At 70.5% G+C, this 13,446-nt stretch carries 14 protein-coding genes and 2 pseudogenes; 14 read left to right on the forward strand and 2 right to left on the reverse strand.

Going from position 1 to position 13,446, the window contains the following annotated elements:
- Positions 1–23: 23 nt before the first annotated feature.
- Genes ACGFZQ_RS42225 through tcuA form a run of 7 tightly spaced genes read left to right on the forward strand, consistent with a single transcriptional unit; the run spans position 24 to position 6,754 of the window.
- A complete protein-coding gene (locus ACGFZQ_RS42225; protein WP_393844897.1) occupies positions 24–248 on the forward strand; it encodes a hypothetical protein in 225 nt (74 codons plus the stop codon).
- Positions 245–1,237, forward strand: coding sequence for an Ldh family oxidoreductase (locus tag ACGFZQ_RS42230; protein WP_393844898.1), 993 nt, complete (start codon positions 245–247; stop codon positions 1,235–1,237). Before ACGFZQ_RS42225 ends, ACGFZQ_RS42230 begins: the two co-directional genes overlap by 4 nt.
- On the forward strand, positions 1,230–1,730 hold the full coding sequence (locus ACGFZQ_RS42235) for a PaaI family thioesterase (protein ID WP_393844899.1): 501 nt from the start codon (positions 1,230–1,232) through the stop codon (positions 1,728–1,730). Before ACGFZQ_RS42230 ends, ACGFZQ_RS42235 begins: the two co-directional genes overlap by 8 nt.
- Positions 1,731–1,737: 7 nt before the next feature.
- On the forward strand, positions 1,738–2,766 hold the full coding sequence (locus ACGFZQ_RS42240; RefSeq protein ID WP_393844900.1) for an LLM class flavin-dependent oxidoreductase: 1,029 nt from the start codon (positions 1,738–1,740) through the stop codon (positions 2,764–2,766).
- On the forward strand, positions 2,763–4,322 hold the full coding sequence (locus ACGFZQ_RS42245; protein ID WP_393844901.1) for an AMP-binding protein: 1,560 nt from the start codon (positions 2,763–2,765) through the stop codon (positions 4,320–4,322). Before ACGFZQ_RS42240 ends, ACGFZQ_RS42245 begins: the two co-directional genes overlap by 4 nt.
- On the forward strand, positions 4,274–5,209 hold the full coding sequence (locus ACGFZQ_RS42250) for a pyruvate carboxyltransferase (protein WP_393844902.1): 936 nt from the start codon (positions 4,274–4,276) through the stop codon (positions 5,207–5,209). The genes ACGFZQ_RS42245 and ACGFZQ_RS42250 overlap by 49 nt, the downstream gene beginning before the upstream one ends.
- 48 nt (positions 5,210–5,257) lie before the next feature.
- The gene (gene tcuA, locus ACGFZQ_RS42255; protein WP_393844903.1) at positions 5,258–6,754 is read left to right on the forward strand and encodes an FAD-dependent tricarballylate dehydrogenase TcuA; all 1,497 of its coding nucleotides are present in this window, start codon (positions 5,258–5,260) and stop codon (positions 6,752–6,754) included.
- 202 nt (positions 6,755–6,956) lie between these two features.
- Here the strand turns inward: tcuA and ACGFZQ_RS42260 are convergent, their stop codons facing one another.
- The gene (locus ACGFZQ_RS42260; RefSeq protein WP_393844904.1) at positions 6,957–7,478 is read right to left on the reverse strand and encodes a MarR family winged helix-turn-helix transcriptional regulator; all 522 of its coding nucleotides are present in this window, start codon (positions 7,476–7,478) and stop codon (positions 6,957–6,959) included.
- Between the two features lie 75 nt (positions 7,479–7,553).
- Between ACGFZQ_RS42260 and ACGFZQ_RS42265 the strand changes: the two genes are divergently transcribed.
- The 7 genes and pseudogenes from ACGFZQ_RS42265 to ACGFZQ_RS42295 all read left to right on the forward strand — a co-directional run bounded on the left by ACGFZQ_RS42265 (position 7,554) and on the right by ACGFZQ_RS42295 (position 11,331).
- Complete coding sequence (locus tag ACGFZQ_RS42265; RefSeq protein ID WP_393844905.1) at positions 7,554–8,063, forward strand: flavin reductase family protein; 510 nt, start codon at positions 7,554–7,556, stop codon at positions 8,061–8,063.
- A gap of 107 nt (positions 8,064–8,170) precedes the next feature.
- Positions 8,171–8,338, forward strand: a pseudogene (locus tag ACGFZQ_RS42270) (LysR family transcriptional regulator); the annotation flags it as partial.
- A 229-nt stretch (positions 8,339–8,567) separates the two neighbouring features.
- Positions 8,568–9,581: a CaiB/BaiF CoA transferase family protein gene (locus tag ACGFZQ_RS42275; protein ID WP_393844906.1), complete on the forward strand. Its 1,014-nt coding sequence runs from the start codon at positions 8,568–8,570 to the stop codon at positions 9,579–9,581.
- A 153-nt stretch (positions 9,582–9,734) separates the two neighbouring features.
- A complete protein-coding gene (locus ACGFZQ_RS42280; RefSeq protein ID WP_393844907.1) occupies positions 9,735–9,992 on the forward strand; it encodes a hypothetical protein in 258 nt (85 codons plus the stop codon).
- A 5-nt stretch (positions 9,993–9,997) separates the two neighbouring features.
- Positions 9,998–10,138: a hypothetical protein gene (locus ACGFZQ_RS42285; RefSeq protein ID WP_393844908.1), complete on the forward strand. Its 141-nt coding sequence runs from the start codon at positions 9,998–10,000 to the stop codon at positions 10,136–10,138.
- Positions 10,135–10,713 (forward strand): CoA transferase, encoded by a 579-nt coding sequence (locus ACGFZQ_RS42290; RefSeq protein ID WP_393844909.1) that lies wholly within the window; start codon positions 10,135–10,137, stop codon positions 10,711–10,713. Before ACGFZQ_RS42285 ends, ACGFZQ_RS42290 begins: the two co-directional genes overlap by 4 nt.
- Positions 10,658–11,331 (forward strand): annotated as a pseudogene (locus ACGFZQ_RS42295) (enoyl-CoA hydratase-related protein). Before ACGFZQ_RS42290 ends, ACGFZQ_RS42295 begins: the two are co-directional and overlap by 56 nt.
- A 50-nt stretch (positions 11,332–11,381) precedes the next feature.
- Here ACGFZQ_RS42295 and ACGFZQ_RS42300 read toward each other — a convergent pair.
- A complete protein-coding gene (locus ACGFZQ_RS42300) occupies positions 11,382–13,445 on the reverse strand; it encodes a trypsin-like serine peptidase (protein ID WP_393844910.1) in 2,064 nt (687 codons plus the stop codon).
- Between the last annotated feature and the right edge of the window lies 1 nt (position 13,446).

Here is a 13,446-nt window from a genome sequence, read left to right on the forward strand (position 1 = left end):
AAGTACGCTTATAAGTTATCAGCATGCTTAGACGTTCTCAGGCGCTAGGCGGAGCCAAGGGCGGCAGGGCGCCGGCACACGTCTTCTCCCTTGCGCCGAGCCCTGCGACCACGCTGCTGTCGTCGTTCACGGTGTTCGGCTCGGCCTCGCTCAGCGCGATCGACGCGTTCGCGCTCACCCGCCGGGCCGCCCAGCGCTTGCAGTCCTCCCCCTCGCCCATGTCCCTGTCCGTGGAGGCCGGCTCATGACGACTCTGACCCTGTCCGATGCCCGTGCGCTCGCCGTGGCGACGATGACCGCGTGCGGGCATCCCGCCGGGGCCGCGGAGACCATCGCCGACCATCTGCTCGACTGCGAACTGCGCGGGCTGTCCTTCGGCGGGCTCGCCCGCGCGCTGTCCATAGCGGAGCGCATACGCACCACCGAGGAGCCACCGCGACCGATCCAAGTCGTCGGCGAGACACCGGTGTCGGCCACCGTGGACGGCGGCGACCAGGTCGGCTACCTCGTCGGCATGCGGGCGCTGGAGCTGGCCGTGGCGAAGGCCCGCACTCAGGGAGTGGCAGTCGTCGGCGCGCGCAACACCTGGTACACCGGCATGTTCTCGTACTACCTGGAGAAGGCCGCGCAAGCCGGGCTCGCCGGGATGATCGCGGGCAGCGGGCCGGCGGTCGTGGCCCCGCACGGCGGCACCGAGGCCCGGTTCGGCACCAACCCGATCGCGTTCGGTTTCCCGGCCACCTCGGCTCCGGTCATCTGGGACATCGGCACCTCCGCCGTGATGTACGGGGAGGTGATGCTGAAGGCGCGGCTCGGGGAGAAGCTGCCGTCCGGCCACGCGTACGACGCGGCCGGGGTCCCGACGCTCGACCCGGCCGCCGCGCTCACTGGCGCGTTCGGCGTGTGGGGCGGCCACAAGGGCTCCGGGCTCGCTCTGGTCGTCCAGTTGCTCGGCATGATGACCGGCGCGGCCGCGAACCCGCCCGGTGTCTCGGACTGCGGCTTCTTCATCGTGCTGTTCGACCCCGGCACGCTCACCGACGCGGACGACTACCGACGCAGGGTCGCGGCCTTCGCCGAAACGGTCCGCGCCACCCGTCCCGTCGACGGCAACGGCCCGGTCCGGGTGCCGTTCGACCGCTCGGTGACCTGCCGGAACGAGGCACTGCGCCGAGGCACCATCGATGTGCCCGAAGCGGTGCTCGCGGCCCTGCGCCAGGTGGCCGGAGATGTCTGAGGACCCCGACGCCTTCGCGATCGAGCCGTCCCCGTCGGGCCGACTCCTGTGCGGCGGCTGCGCTCCGCACGGCTCCTGCCGCCTGGGCGTCGAGATCAGCGGTACGCAGGGCGACGAGGTGCTGTTCGACGTCGTCTGTCCACGGTTCTGGCGCGGCGGGCCCGGTGTCGCGCACGGCGGCTGGACGGCCGCCGTCTTCGACGACGTACTCAACATGGTCGCGCTGCGGGCCGAACCGCGGCTGGTCACCAAGTCGTTGGCGGTCTCCTACCTCCGCCCGGTTCCGGTCGAGCGGCCCCTCCAGGTGCTGGCACGGATCGAACGGCACGTCGGCAGGGAGTGGGAGGTCTCCGCCGAAATGGCCTTCGCAGGCGCGGCGTTGGCCACCTCCCGGGCCGAGCTGCGGACACGCCGGCCGCACCATTTCGCCGGCCACGAGGCCTGGCTCACGCGCCAATCACCGTCCCGTAACGGATCCCACGCAGAAAGCTGAGAACGCCATGGTCGAATTCTTCACCGGGCTGCAGCCCCTTCAGGCCGGGGAAACCGACCCCGCCCGAATGATCTCCAGGGTTCAGGAACTGGACCGCTCGAAGGCCATCGACCGGGTCCTCGTCGGATACTCCTCCACCTGGCCGCACAACCACGCCACGGCGCCCTTCGCGCTGGCATCGTCGGAGAGGTTCTCGCCGATCGTCGCGCACCGTCCCGGCGTGATGGCGCCGGTGGCCGCCGCGCGCTACTTCGCCACCCTTGACGTGCTGGCCCGCGGACGGCTCGCCGTCAATGTGGTCGTGGGCGGCTCCGACAAGGATCTGCGCCGCGAATCGGACGACCTGCCCAAGGCCGAACGCTACCGGCGTGCGGTCGAGTACCTCGACGTCGTCCGCCGCGCCTGGACGGAGACCGAGCCGTTCGACCACCACGGTGAGTACTTCACCGCCGAGGCGGTGAAGCTGCAAACCAAGCCGGTGCAGGGGCAGGTACCGATCTTCATGGGCGGTGAGAGCGACGACGCCGTGGACTTCGGCGCCCGGCACGCCGACCTGTACATGCTCTGGGGCGAACCGTTCGCCGGTACGAAGGAGCGCATCGACCGGGTCACCGCGGCCGCCGAGCGCCACCACCGCCCGATGCGGTTCTCGCTGAGCCTGCGCCTGTTCATCGGCGACACCGACGACGACGCCTGGGCCCAGGCCCGTGCCGTCGAGCGGCAGATCGCCGAGGCCGCCGGCAGTACGACCTTCCTGCGCTCCTCGTCGACGGACACCTCCGTCGGACGGCAACGGGCCCTCGCGCTCACCGGCGACGAGTTGCACGACGACTGCTTCTGGACCGGGCTCACCAAGCTCCTGGGCGGCTTCGCCAACTCCCAGGCGCTGGTCGGCACCGAGGAGCGCGTCCTGGACACCCTCCGCAGGTACCAGGAGCTCGGGGTCGACGCGTTTCTCGTCACGACGGGCGCCGAAGCGGCCTGGGACCCGTCGCTGGAGGGCTTTCTCGCCCGTGCCAAGAAGGAGCTGGCATGACGGCAACCGTCGTTCCGGACCACCGCGCCCGAGGCCCTGAGGACTTCTCCGATCTGGCCGACGGCACCGTCGGCGGCCTCCTCGCCGCCCGCGCCGCGGCACATCCGGACAAGCCGGCCCTCGTCTTCGAAGACACCGTGCTGACCTACAGCGCCCTCGACGGGTCGGTCACCGACATGGCGCGCGGTCTTGTGTCGACAGGCGCGGCCCCGGGCAGCTCAGTCGGTGTCTTCCTGCCCAACCGGCCCGAATACCTGCTCACCTGGCTCGGAGCGGCCCGCGCCGGGCTCGTCGAAGTCCCGATCAACATCGCCTACAAGGGCCCCTTCCTCGACCACGCACTCCGCAGCACCGGCGTGCGCGTGCTGGTCACCGATGCGGCCCTGCTGGAACTCGTCGCCGACCTGCCGGACGTACCGCCCACCCTCGAAACCGTCGTGCTGCTCGGTTCCGACCGGCCCGGCCGCGTCCCACCCGGGGTGACGGTACGGACGTGGAGCGATCTGCTCGCGGCCGGCAGCACAGTGACAGAGCTCCCGCACGTCGCGCCGCGCGACCCCGTCGCGATCATGCTCACGTCCGGCACCACCGGGCGGAGCAAGGGCGTGGTGCAGTCGCACCTGATGCATCTGGTCGCCGGCCGCGAGTGCGCGACACAGATGGCCACGGCCGCCGAGGAGCGGCTCTACACGTGCCTACCGCTGTTCCACGGCGCCGCGCAGATCAACATCACCCTGCACGGCTTCTACGCGGGGGCGACCGTGGTCCTCGGGAGCCGGTTCAGCGCCAGCAGGTTCTGGGACGAGCTGCGCACCCACCGGGTCACCCAGTTCAACGCGCTGGGTTCCATGCTGCCGGTGCTCCTGGCGCGGCCCCCGTCCGACCGCGACCCCGACCACCAGGTGACGAAGGTGTTCGCCGCGCCCGCCCCGCCCCAGGTGCTGTATCCCTTCGAGGAGCGCTTCGGCGTGCAGATCGTCGAGGGCTACGGGCTCACCGAGATCAAGAACGTTCTCTACAACCCGCTCAGCGCCCGGAAGGTCGGCTCGCTGGGCCTGCCCACCGCATCGTCCGTCCTGGAGATCCACGACGAGTCCGGCAACCGTGCCGCTCCCGGCCAGGCCGGGGAGATCGTGTACCGGCCCCGCCTGGCGGACATCATGTTCTCCGGCTACCACCGCGATCCCGAGGCGACGCTCGCGACCATGAAGGATCTGTGGTGGCACACCGGCGACCTGGCTTACACGGACGAAGACGGCTACTTCTACTTCGTCGACCGCAAGAAGGACGCGTTGCGCCGCCGGGGGGAGAACATCTCCTCCCACGAGGTCGAGTCGGTCCTGCTCGCCTACCCCTGGTCCCCCGCTACTACCGCGTCGTCGACCGGCTCCCCGTCACGCCGAACGGCAAGGTACGCAAGCACCGACTGCGTGACCAGGGCCGTACCGACGCCTGGGACGCGCTCTCCGCGGGCCTGCGACCCACCCGCCACACCTGAGGAACCACCATGTCCCTACCCGACACGGTACGCATCCGCGAGATCGCGCCCCGGTTGACCTTCCAGAACCACACGGTCCCGACCGAAGTGAAGATCGAACTCGTACGGCGGCTCATCGACGCCGGCGTGCGGGCCTTCGAACTGTCCTCCTTCGTCCGGCCCGACCTCATTCCGGGCCTGGCCGACGCCGAGGAGGTGTTCGCCCGGGTGCCACGAGTTCCCGGGCTCAGCCTCGGCTGCTGCGTCGGCAACACGCGCGGGCTCGCCCGCGCGGTCGACGCGGGGGCCGACACGGCGTCCTTCCTGCTCTCCGCCGACGAGGAGTTCGCCCGCGCCAACACCGGACGGTCCACCGCCGACTCGTTGCGCGAACTGGAGCGCATGGCCGCCTTCGCCGCGGACCAGGACGTCGTGCTCGGCACCTACGTCATCTTCGCCTGGGGTGGGCCGACCGGCCCCGCCCGTGGCGGCGAGGAACTCCAGCCGCTGGCCCGGCGACTTCTCGACATCGGAGTGGACCACTGGATCCTCGCGGATTCCTCCGGTTACGCGGCACCGCCCCAGATCCACGAACTCGTCACCGCCGCGCTCGCGCACGTGCCGCCCGGGAACCTGACCGTGCAGATCCACGACGACCGCGGCATGGGCCTGGCCGCGCTGCTCCCGCTCCTCGAACTCGGTATCCACGCCATCGACACCTCCCTCGCCGGCAGTGGCGGCCACCCGGCCATGCCCGGCAGTCACGGCGGCGGCATGTGCACCGAGGACGCCGTGCAACTCCTCCACCTGTCCGGGGTGGACACCGGTATCGACCTGTCCGGCCTGATCGATGCGGCCAATTGGCTCGCCGGCGAGGTCGGCGTGCCCGGTAGGGGATTCGTCCGGCAGACCGGTTGCGTACCGAGCACGGCCCGGCCCGGCACACCCCTCGCTTTCACCTGGTGACAGCCGGCCAACACATGACTCCGCAGTGTCATGGGTCAAGGAGGAGCAGTGACGAAAACACGTATGCCCACCATCGTCGTTGCCGGCGCCGGTCTGACCGGGCTCTCCGCGGCGGTCTCCGCCCGCGAGGCAGGCGCCCGCGTCGTGCTGCTGGAAAAGGGAAGCCGCCGGGACGTCGGCGGGAACGCCGCGTTTTCCGGCGGGCTGTTTCTGTTCCGCTATGACGGACCGGACGATCTGACGTCGATCACGCACGACTTCGAGCCGGGCATGAAGGCCGACCGGATCGAGGCACCGCCCTACACCCGTCAGGCGTTCGCGGCCGAACTGATGGCGATGAGCAGCGGCCGAGCCGAGCCGCGACTGGTCGACACGCTCGCCGAACGGTCGTTGGACACGGTCCGATGGCTGGCCTCGAAAGGCGTCCGGTTCACCTTCAACCGCACGCTGGGGGCCGAGGTCCGCGACGGTGTCCTGCACATTCCACCCGGTCAGGTCCTGACGTGCACCGGCGAGGGAATGTCGCGCGGGTTCGAGGTGATCCGGCCACTGCTCGCGCACGCGGAACGGATCGGCGTCGAGATCCGCTGGTCCACGCCGCTGGCGGAGGTGTTGCACAGCGACGGCACGGTCTCGGGTGTCGCGGTCGGCGACGGCGGCCGGACTCTGCCCGCCGACGCCGTGGTCGTCGCCACCGGCGGCTTCCAGGCCAGCCGTGACCTGCGCCGCGAGCATCTCGGGCCGCAGTGGGAGACGGTGCGCCTGCGTGGCACCCGCCTTGCCACGGGTGACGGGATCCAGGCCGCACTTCGCGCCGGGGCGGACAGAGCCGGGAGCTGGTCGCGCTGCCATTCGGCCGCGGTCGACCCGACCATGCCCGCACCGGAGAGCAGCGCGGCCGCACCGCCGTTCCCGCTGCACGGCTTCTGGCTCGGCGTCCTTGTCAACCGTGACGGCGAGCGGTTCGTCGACGAGGGCCCCGGCCCATGGGTCAGGAACTACTCGAAGATGGGCAAGGCGATCATGCGTCAGCCCGGGTGCGAGGCCTTCGAGATCTTCGACCAGCGGACCGCGGCTCGGGTGGCTGATGAGTTCGCCGGCTCGGCGGTGCCCATCGTCGCGGACACGGTCCCGGAGCTCGCCGAGCGGATCGGGGTGCCCACCGGCCGGTTGGTGCGCACGCTCGCGACGTTCAACGACGCCTGCCCGCCCGGCGACGACACGAGCGAGGACCGCGGCACGGCCGACATCACGCCGGCCAAGTCGCACTGGGCCTCGCCCCTCGACCGGCCGCCGTTCGTCGCCTACCACGCCGTCGCGGGGCTCACCTTCACGTTCGGCGGCATCCGGATCGACCCGGACGGGCGGGCACTCGACCCGGACGGGGTGCCGGTGCCCGGTCTGTACGCGGCCGGCGAGGCTGTCGGTGGTCTGTTCTACGGCGACTATCCGGGTGGCGCGGCCCTCATGCGCGCCGCGGTGTTCGGCCGTGCGGCCGGACGCACTGCCGCGACCGAGACCAGGCCGGCGCCTCACCCGGCCTGAAGAGCGCGAATTCCGCATCTCCGAGCTCAAGTTGACGAGCTGACGCTGCCGGAGCCGGAATCGCGGAGGTGGGCCGTCGTCCACGACACGCCGGCCAGGCGCGGTCCGGCCGGTCAGCGCCTGGGGCCTGTCCGGCGGATCAAGTCGCGGGAAAGCGGCGGTGCCAGACCCCGCGTCTGCGGCACGATCCGCTGGACGGGCCCTAGTCCTCGCGGCGGTCCATGTCCCGGAGTTCGTTCTCCACCGCGAGTGCGGCCTCCCGCAGGCGGCGGTCGGCGGCGACGATGTCGTCCCGCCCGAGCATGGTGTTCAGCGTGTCGCTGATCTTGAGGACCTCGTCGCTCATCTCGCCCAAGGCGGTCATGCCTGCCTCGGTGACCTGGAGCGAGAGCGCCCGCTCGCTCTCCGGATGTGCGTCACGGGCCACGAAGCCGCGGTTCTCCAGCTGGGTGACGATCCGCGTCATGGTCTGGGGACGCGCGTAGCAGCGGCGTGACAGCTGAGCCAGGCTGAGATGAGGCTGATTGGCCAGGATCCGCAGCGCGGTGTAGCTGGACAGCGTCATCTTCCATGGACGCAGTCGCGTGTTGCCGATCCTGGTGACCGCCCGCTCGAACCGAAAGACAGCGTCGATCATCGAGGACGCCTCGTCCATGCCGGCGGTGGCTCCAGCCGGCGACCGACCGTCGTCGAACGGGTTGATGTAGGGGAGTTCGCTTGTCACCCATGCAGCATATGGCCTGGCGGCCGGAGTATCAGCATGCTTGCATGAGAGTAAGCATGCTTATAAAATACCAGCATGCTTACATCACTCGAATCTCGGCGTCCGGGCCCTGACGCCGCGCGCTTTCGGAGCGTCCTCGGGCACTTCCCCAGCGGCATCACCGCCATTACTTCGCGTGACGCCCAGGGCAGGCCGGTCGGTATGACCGTCGCGTCCTTCACCTCGGTCTCACTCGACCCGCCGCTCGTGGCGTTCCTGCCCGGCAGGACATCGTCGACGTTCCCGGTCATCGCCGAGCGCGGCACCTTCTGCGTGAACGTCCTCGCCGCCGACCAGGAGGGGATCTGCCGCGCTCTGTCGGTGTCGGGAGGCGACAAGTTCGCCGAGGTGACCTGGCACCCCGGGCCACACGGAGACCCGGTCGTCGACGGCGTCGTCGCCTGGATCGGCTGCACGATCGAAGCCGTGCACGACGCCGGTGACCACTACATAGTCATCGGACGCGTCGACGACCTCGACGCCGACAGCGCGGCGTCACCCCTGCTGTTCTTCCGAAGCCGCTACAACCACCTCGTATCCGCCTGATCGGCGAGCGCGCCGCAGACCCGCCCGGCTCCGGGGGGCGGGTGGTTGCGTCAGCGAGCCCCTCCCGGAAACGGGTCGGCGGCAGGGGGTGACGTGACTGGGTGGAGATGTTCCATTTGCGATATTTCGTGGCAGTTGCCGAGGAGCTGAACTTCTCCGCGGCGGCCCGCCGACTGCACATGGCCACCTCGCCACTGAGTCAGCGGATCAGGGACCTCGAGCGGGAGCTCGACCAGGGTCTGTTCGAGCGCGACACCCATCGCGTCTCGCTCACGCCCGCGGGCGAGGCGCTGCCGCCGATCGCCCGGAACGTACTGGATGAGATCAACTCCATTCCGTGGCGGCTCCGCGAGGTGAGCCGGGCCGAGCGCGGCACCATGTTCGTGGGCATTCCTCCCGGAGTGCACCCCGTACTCAGGTCGCTCGTCGACACGCTCGCCGAGCGCGTCAGTGAGACGTGCGAGCTCCTGCGCTGGCCCGGCAGCTCCAAGGCCCTGGTCGTCGGTGTGCGCGAGGGCAGACTCCCGTTCGCGCTGGTCCATCTACCCATCAGCGACCCGCCGCTGGAACGGCTGCCCGTCCTGTCTGAAGGACGACAGCGAGCACGCCCAGGCCGTGCAGCTCATCCACACCGCCGATGTGCTGATCACCAACATGCGCCCCCGCGCGCTCGCCCGACTGGGCCTGACCTACGAAGACCTCGCCGCAGCCAACCCCGGCCTCGTCTACGCGCAGGCAGCGGGCTACCGCAGCGACTCGGACCGGGCCGACATCGCCGCCTATGACGAGACCGTGCAGGCCGCCTCCGGGCTGGTGGACATCGTCAACCGCACGCTGGGCACGCCGCGCTACCTGCCGACCATCCTCGCCGACAAGATCTGCGGCCTGACCATCGCCTACGGTGCGCTCGCCGCCCTGGTGCACCGGAACCAGACCGGCCACGGTCAGCGGATCGAGATCCCGATGACCGACACGATGATCGCCTTCAACCTGGTCGAGCATCTCGCCGGGCACACGTTCGAGCCGCCATCGGGATCCACGGGCTACCCGCGGTCGCTGGCGGAGCACCACACACCGCGACGCACCAAGGACGGCGTGGCCGCCCTGATCCCGTCCAACCCGCAGAACTACCGCGACCTCTTCGCCGCCGCCGGCCGTCCCGGCCTGGTCGCGGACCCACGGGTCAACGGCGCCGTCGTCGACCCGCTGGACGCCGACGACCTGTCCGTTCTGGTCGACGAGTGCGCCCCGGCCCTGACGACGGCCGAGTGGGCCGAAACCCGCGCGAAGCACAGCGTCGCGATGGGGCCGGTGCTGGAGCTGGACCACGCGCACGAGGATCCCTACGTCCGCGAGGGCCACCTGATCGAGACGGTCGTGCACCGGACCGAGGGTCCGGTCCGCACCACCGGGATCCCGGTGAAGTTCTCCGCCACCCCCGCCACGATCCGCCGGCTGGCTCCCGTGCCGGGCCAGGACACCGCGGAGGTCCTCGCCGAGCTGGCAGCAACCCGCTGAGCCTCAACGAAACACCAGGAGAAACACAGTCATGAGCACCACGGAAGTGCGTGTCCAGGACGCCTTCGGCTGCCGACTTCTACACCGCCGTCGGCCGCACGCCCCGTCGTCGAACGCCGGGAGACAAGAACCTCAACGAGAAGGAGAACTGAGATGACCACCGCCGCCGCACCCGTTGCTCAGCTGGACGACCAGCTCGCCGCCGACTTCTACCTGTACGAGTCGCTCCTGCCGGACGAGGAGCGCAAGATGCTGCTCAAGGCCCGTACGTTCATGCGTGATGAGGCCAAGCCGCTGGTCAACGACGCCTGGAGCAAGGCCGAGCTGCCTCAGGAACTGATCGGCACCCACCAGATGCAGACGCTCATCGTCGGCAAGTCCATCACCGGCCACAGCGCCTTCGTGGGGTGACGACCGTGACCACCGCATCCGTCTTCACCGGCCTGAAGGTCCTCGACGCGTCCTCGTTCATCGCGGGACCGGCCGCGGCGACCGTGCTCTCCGACAGCTGGCACCTGGCCAATCACAACAAGCGGGGCATGGTGCTGGACCTGTGATCACCAACTTCCCGCACGGCACCCGCGAGAAGCTGCACCTCGGCTACGAGGAGGTCTCCGGCTGGAACCCGCGGGTCGTCTACGCCGACCTCACCGGCTTCGGGGACACCGGCCCCGACGCCCGGCAGCCGGGCTTCGACCTGACCGCCTTCTGGTCGCGCAGCGGCCTGCTGGCCTCCACCCGCGACGCGGGCGCCCCGCCGACCGTGCCGGTCTGGGGCAGCGGCGACTACACGACGGCGATCGCCATCTACGCGGCGATCACGACCGCCCTCTACCGCCGCGAGCGCACGGGACAAGGGGCCGACGTCGGGACGTCACTGCTCGCCACGGGCGTCTGGGCCACGGGGACACTGGTGTCCGGCGCCCTCGCCGAAGGTGACCGCGGGCACGGGTTTGACCGCTGCGGTCATACCGGTGGCCGCGATTCGGTGATTCCGTCCCGCGCGGGAAGCCCGCAGGGTGGAGTCATCGAGTCCGATTTCGCCGTGAAGTCGGCATTACACCCGGGAGCAGCGCATGCCTACCCTCCACCGGCAGGAAAACGTCTTCGTACTCGATCTCGGAGACGGTGAGAATCGCTTCCACCCCGACTGGCTCACCGCCGTCGACACCGCCCTGGACGAGGTGGACAAGGCAGACGGGCCACGGGCCCTGGTGACCGCCGCGACGGGCAAGTTCTACTCCGACGGTCTGGACCTGGAGTGGTTGAGCGCCCACCCCGACCAGCATGAGAGCTACACCACCTCTGTCCACAACTCTTCGCGCGCGTGCTGTCCACGCCGGTGATCACCGTGGCCGCCCTGCAGGGGCACACCTTCGCCGCCGGTGCGATGCTCTCCCTGGCGCACGACTTCCGTGTCACGCGTGCGGACCGCGGCTTCTGGTGTCTGCCCGAGGCCGACATCAAGATCCCTTCACGCCCGGCATGTGCGCCCGCCCTGATCCGGTCTCGCCTGGCGCCGCAGACCGCGCACGAGGCCATGGTCACCGCTCGCCGCTACGGTGGGGCGGATGCCGCGGCCGTGGGCCTCGTCGACCGGGCGGTCGCCGAGGATGCCGTGCGCTCCACGGCCGTGGCGATCGCCGAGACACAGCTGAGCAAGGCCGGCGACACCCTCGGCACCATCGAGGCACGCATGTACGCCTCGGTCCTGGCCACCCTGCCCCGCACGGACAGCCTGGCCGACTGACCCAGGACTCAGACCCGCGAGCCTCGTGCGCTCTTCCTCATCGGAACGTGTCAGTCGCCGAGGTGGCCGCCGATCGACCGGGCGACCTCGGCGTGGGCGAGGTACTCGACGATGCTGTGCGCCCGGTCGCGGGCGTTGACGACGGCGAGGTCGGACAGCCCGTCCGCCCAGTCGTCGACCAGCGGGCATCCGATGGCCACCGCGTCGGTCGGGCACCATGCGTTGAGCCAGTCCGCCACGATGTCCGGACGCTTCGGCCCGCCGACGAGGAGCCTGCTGTACACGCTGTCCAGGCCGAGGGGACTGCCCGCCGTGGTCAGATGGACGAAGTTCACTCCGGGGGACAGCCGGGTGACGAGATCCAGGCCGACGACCGTGCCGAGGCTGTGGCTGACGAGCACCACTTCCCCGGCGTCCGGCATCGTCTCCAGTACACAGTCCAGGACCTCGTCCCGGATGCGCCGGTCGTCCAGGTAGGCGGCCACGTCTCGGAAGACCAGGGCGATGGCCCAGGCATCGAGGTCGCTCCTGGCGGCCAGCCAGCCCAGCCGCTTGTGCAGGGTCCCGACCACGTCGTCCAGGCCGATCCGTTCGGTGGCCAGCCGGCCCTCCGGCGGCATGTCCCACTTCGAGGCCGCCTCGCCGATGATCTCCTCGTACACCGCGCGGGCGGTGGCGGTGGCGGGTGCGACCGCCTCCGCCGCCCTGGCGGTCGGCGCCTCAGTGAGGTGGGGAACGGCCTCGTGCACGGTCAGGGACTGCACCAACCGGTCGCCGTAGTACGGGAACCAGACGTCCGCCGGGTCGACCGGAGGGAGCCCGGCGCGGACGAGCCCCTGGTTGAGTCCGGCCGCCCATTCGCGGCGCAATTTCTCGGGGTCCTTGCCCTCCTGGGAGCGACCGTGCAAGAAGACCAGATGCCGTGTGCCGCCGAACGCTCCGTCCCGGGCGCGCAGGCCCGCACGCGTGGTGGCCTTCTCGACGGCCGGGCGCGGCGCCGCGACGGCGGGAGCCGGGGCCGTCACCGGACCGGCGGCGGGAGCCGGAGCCGCAACCGGCCCGGCGACGGCCTCCGCGAGGCGCAGTCCCGACTCCGGGCCCATCCCGGCCAGCAGCTCCCGCTGCCGGGAGGCGAGGGGCAGGGCTGCGAGGTGCTTCAGGATGGAGCTGACGCGTACACCTTCGTTGGACACCCAGTCGATGGCGTCGTCGCCGTCACCGGGCTGCCAGACCTGTCCGTCACGGCGCAGGGTACGGCCCTGTTCGTCGGTCCTGGGCACCCCGCTGTGGTGGAGCGCGACGACCTCCCACTGGTCGTTGAAGACGGGAGAGCCCGAGTTGCCCGGCTCGGTGTCCGTCTTGTAGTGGAGGAAGTCGTCGAGGCGCACCTGGAGCATGTTGTCGCGTACGGCGATCTCCTTCAGGCGCCCCATCGGATGGCCGATGACGTTGACCGGCTCGCCGATCACCAGTTTTCCCGGCTGGGCGCTGAGCCGGTTCCAGCCGAACGTCTCCCCAGGGGGCCGCGGGTCCGGGCCGGGGGCGACCAGCACCAGGGCGAAGTCGAGGCGTTCGTCCGTGACGAAGAACCCGTCCGGGTCGAGTTCCAGCCGCGTCGGCGGCTGGGCCGTGTTGTCGACGGTGACCTGGGCGTCGAACTCCACGAAGCACTGCCGGGCGGCCTCCACGTCGGTGAGCACGTGATGGTTGGTCATCAGCAGACTCGGCGACACCAGGAAGCCGGTGCCGAGAGGCAGCTCACGGCCGTTCTCCCGCACCGAGATCCGGGCGACGGTACGTGCCGCGCGGGCGCCGCGCGGCAGGAAACTCCACGCCTGCAGGTCCTTGGACACCCCGAGGATGCGTTCGTACGCGGCGGTCGCGGCCAGCGGTTCCGCCCGGACGGCCGCCACCGCCATGGCGGCGGGCACCGCCTGCCGGTCGAGCAGCCGGGCCGCGCGCGCCGCGAGTGCCTCCTCCGAATCCGGGAAGGCGACCCCGGCGTCCTGCTGCTCCTCGACCGCCCGCCGCTCGTCGCCGGTCTCGTCGTACCGCGCGGCGGCCGCCGCGACCTGGCGCTCCCGTTCCTCGCGGAACCTGTCCGTCGCTGCCATG

The organism is Streptomyces sp. NPDC048254 (assembly GCF_043201895.1).
GTDB lineage: Bacteria > Actinomycetota > Actinomycetes > Streptomycetales > Streptomycetaceae > Streptomyces.

Excerpts from the sequence above, each read along its gene's own strand:
- ACGFZQ_RS42245 (WP_393844901.1), top strand. The coding sequence starts at position 2,763 with ATGACGGCAACCGTCGTTCCGGACCACCGCGCCCGAGGCCCTGAGGAC.
- ACGFZQ_RS42230 (WP_393844898.1), top strand. The coding sequence starts at position 245 with ATGACGACTCTGACCCTGTCCGATGCCCGTGCGCTCGCCGTGGCGACG.
- ACGFZQ_RS42280 (WP_393844907.1), top strand. The coding sequence starts at position 9,735 with ATGACCACCGCCGCCGCACCCGTTGCTCAGCTGGACGACCAGCTCGCC.
- ACGFZQ_RS42225 (WP_393844897.1), top strand. The coding sequence starts at position 24 with ATGCTTAGACGTTCTCAGGCGCTAGGCGGAGCCAAGGGCGGCAGGGCG.
- ACGFZQ_RS42265 (WP_393844905.1), top strand. The coding sequence starts at position 7,554 with ATGCTTACATCACTCGAATCTCGGCGTCCGGGCCCTGACGCCGCGCGC.
- ACGFZQ_RS42235 (WP_393844899.1), top strand. The coding sequence starts at position 1,230 with ATGTCTGAGGACCCCGACGCCTTCGCGATCGAGCCGTCCCCGTCGGGC.
- ACGFZQ_RS42240 (WP_393844900.1), top strand. The coding sequence starts at position 1,738 with ATGGTCGAATTCTTCACCGGGCTGCAGCCCCTTCAGGCCGGGGAAACC.
- ACGFZQ_RS42300 (WP_393844910.1), bottom strand. The coding sequence starts at position 13,445 with ATGGCAGCGACGGACAGGTTCCGCGAGGAACGGGAGCGCCAGGTCGCG.
- ACGFZQ_RS42250 (WP_393844902.1), top strand. The coding sequence starts at position 4,274 with ATGTCCCTACCCGACACGGTACGCATCCGCGAGATCGCGCCCCGGTTG.